General features: G+C 51.7%; 1 rRNA gene. It reads right to left on the reverse strand.

Annotated features, from left to right (window positions below):
* Positions 1-28: 28 nt before the first annotated feature.
* A 23S ribosomal RNA gene (locus GMA8713_RS25225) occupies positions 29-2,933 on the reverse strand.
* Positions 2,934-3,121 lie beyond the last annotated feature (188 nt).

The following is a 3,121-nucleotide window of genomic DNA, read 5'->3' on the forward strand; positions in this document are numbered from 1 at the left end:
GAGTCCGTCAAAACCCCTTGGGTGTTGTATGGTTAAGCCTCACGGGCAATTAGTATCAGTTAGCTCAACGCCTCGCAGCGCTTACACACCTGACCTATCTACGTCGTCGTCTCCAACAACCCTTTAGAGGGCTTAAAGCCCTAGGGATGACTCATCTTGAGGCTCGCTTCCCGCTTAGATGCTTTCAGCGGTTATCGATCCCGAACTTAGCTACCGGGCAATGCCACTGGCGTGACAACCCGAACACCAGAGGTTCGTCCACTCCGGTCCTCTCGTACTAGGAGCAGCCCCTCTCAATCATCCAACGCCCACGGCAGATAGGGACCGAACTGTCTCACGACGTTCTAAACCCAGCTCGCGTACCACTTTAAATGGCGAACAGCCATACCCTTGGGACCGACTTCAGCCCCAGGATGTGATGAGCCGACATCGAGGTGCCAAACACCGCCGTCGATATGAACTCTTGGGCGGTATCAGCCTGTTATCCCCGGAGTACCTTTTATCCGTTGAGCGATGGCCCTTCCATTCAGAACCACCGGATCACTATGACCTGCTTTCGCACCTGCTCGAACCGTCATTCTCGCAGTCAAGCGGGCTTATGCCATTGCACTAACCTCACGATGTCCGACCGTGATTAGCCCACCTTCGTGCTCCTCCGTTACGCTTTGGGAGGAGACCGCCCCAGTCAAACTACCCACCAGGCACTGTCCTCACCCCAGATAATGGGGCCAAGTTAGAACATCAAACATACAAGGGTGGTATTTCAAGGTCGGCTCCACACAAACTGGCGTCTGTGTTTCAAAGCCTCCCACCTATCCTACACATGTAGGCTCAATGTTCAGTGCCAAGCTGTAGTAAAGGTTCACGGGGTCTTTCCGTCTAGCCGCGGGTACACAGCATCTTCACTGCGATTTCAATTTCACTGAGTCTCGGGTGGAGACAGCGTGGCCATCATTACGCCATTCGTGCAGGTCGGAACTTACCCGACAAGGAATTTCGCTACCTTAGGACCGTTATAGTTACGGCCGCCGTTTACCGGGGCTTCGATCAAGAGCTTCGACCTAAGTCTAACCCCATCAATTAACCTTCCGGCACCGGGCAGGCGTCACACCGTATACGTCATCTTTCGATTTTGCACAGTGCTATGTTTTTAATAAACAGTTGCAGCCACCTGGTATCTGCGACTGCCCATAGCTCCATCCGCAAGGGACTTCACCGCGGGCAGCGTACCTTCTCCCGAAGTTACGGTACCATTTTGCCTAGTTCCTTCACCCGAGTTCTCTCAAGCGCCTTGGTATTCTCTACCCGACCACCTGTGTCGGTTTGGGGTACGGTTCCTGATAACCTGAAGCTTAGAGGCTTTTCCCGGAAGCATGGCATCAATGACTTCATCACCGTAGTGACTCGACATCGTGTCTCAGCCTTCTCTACCAAAAGAGGGCGTCCCGGATTTGCCTAAGACACCAGCCTACACACTTGAACCTCGACAACCGTCGCGAGGCCCACCTAGCCTTCTCCGTCCCCCCATCGCAGTTATCAGCAGTACGGGAATATTAACCCGTTTCCCATCGACTACGCCTTTCGGCCTCGCCTTAGGGGCCGACTTACCCTGCCCCGATTAACGTTGGACAGGAACCCTTGGTCTTCCGGCGAGGAGGTTTTTCACCCCCTTTGTCGTTACTCATGTCAGCATTCGCACTTCTGATACCTCCAGCATACTTCTCAGTACACCTTCAACGGCTTACAGAACGCTCCCCTACCCAATACGATAAATCGCACTGCCGCAGCTTCGGTGTATCGCTTAGCCCCGTTACATCTTCCGCGCAGGCCGACTCGACCAGTGAGCTATTACGCTTTCTTTAAATGATGGCTGCTTCTAAGCCAACATCCTGGCTGTCTGAGCCTTCCCACATCGTTTCCCACTTAGCGATAACTTTGGGACCTTAGCTGGCGGTCTGGGTTGTTTCCCTCTCCACGACGGACGTTAGCACCCGCCGTGTGTCTCCCGGATACTACTTACTGGTATTCGGAGTTTGCAAAGGGTTGGTAAGTCGGGATGACCCCCTAGCCTTAACAGTGCTCTACCCCCAGTAGTATTCGTCCGAGGCGCTACCTAAATAGCTTTCGGGGAGAACCAGCTATCTCCGAGTTTGATTGGCCTTTCACCCCTAGCCACAAGTCATCCGCTAATTTTTCAACATTAGTCGGTTCGGTCCTCCAATTGATGTTACTCAATCTTCAACCTGCCCATGGCTAGATCACTCGGTTTCGGGTCTACGTCATGCAACTCATTCGCCCAGTTAAGACTCGGTTTCCCTACGGCTCCCCTATGCGGTTAACCTTGCTACATAACGTAAGTCGCTGACCCATTATACAAAAGGTACGCAGTCACCTAACAAGTAGGCTCCCACTGCTTGTACGTACACGGTTTCAGGTTCTATTTCACTCCCCTCACAGGGGTTCTTTTCGCCTTTCCCTCACGGTACTGGTTCACTATCGGTCAGTCAGGAGTATTTAGCCTTGGAGGATGGTCCCCCCATCTTCAGACAAGATAACACGTGTCCCGTCCTACTCGTTTTCACGTTAAACAAGCCGTCGTGTACGGGGCTATCACCCTGTATCGCGCCACTTTCCAGAGGCTTCCACTAACTCATAAAACGCTTAAGGGCTAATCCGGGGTCGCTCGCCGCTACTGCCGGAATCTCAATTGATTTCTTTTCCTTCGGGTACTTAGATGTTTCAGTTCCCCGAGTTCGCCTCCACACACCTATGTATTCAGTGTGGGATACTGGCTTATGCCAGTGGGTTTCCCCATTCGGACATCCCAGATTCAAATGGCTGTTACTGCCTTATCTGGGCTTATCGCAAGTTACTACGTCCTTCATCGCCTCTGACTGCCAAGGCATCCACCGTGTACGCTTAGTCACTTAACCATACAACCCCAAGAGGTTTCGTATGTTTCGTTTGCTTTCACTTTTTAAAGTGAAGACAACACAGCAACCAAGGTGTTCTTATAAGAACATGTTCACCCTTTTTGCCTCTGCTTTTTCTTAAAAAGCGGAAACATAAAGCGATGAACGATTTCGCCGGACTCAAATATTGTTCATCACTTTTGAAGAAG

Origin of the sequence: Grimontia marina (genome assembly GCF_900060185.1) — a bacterium.
In the GTDB taxonomy this organism is placed as follows: Bacteria; Pseudomonadota; Gammaproteobacteria; order Enterobacterales; family Vibrionaceae; genus Enterovibrio; species Enterovibrio marinus.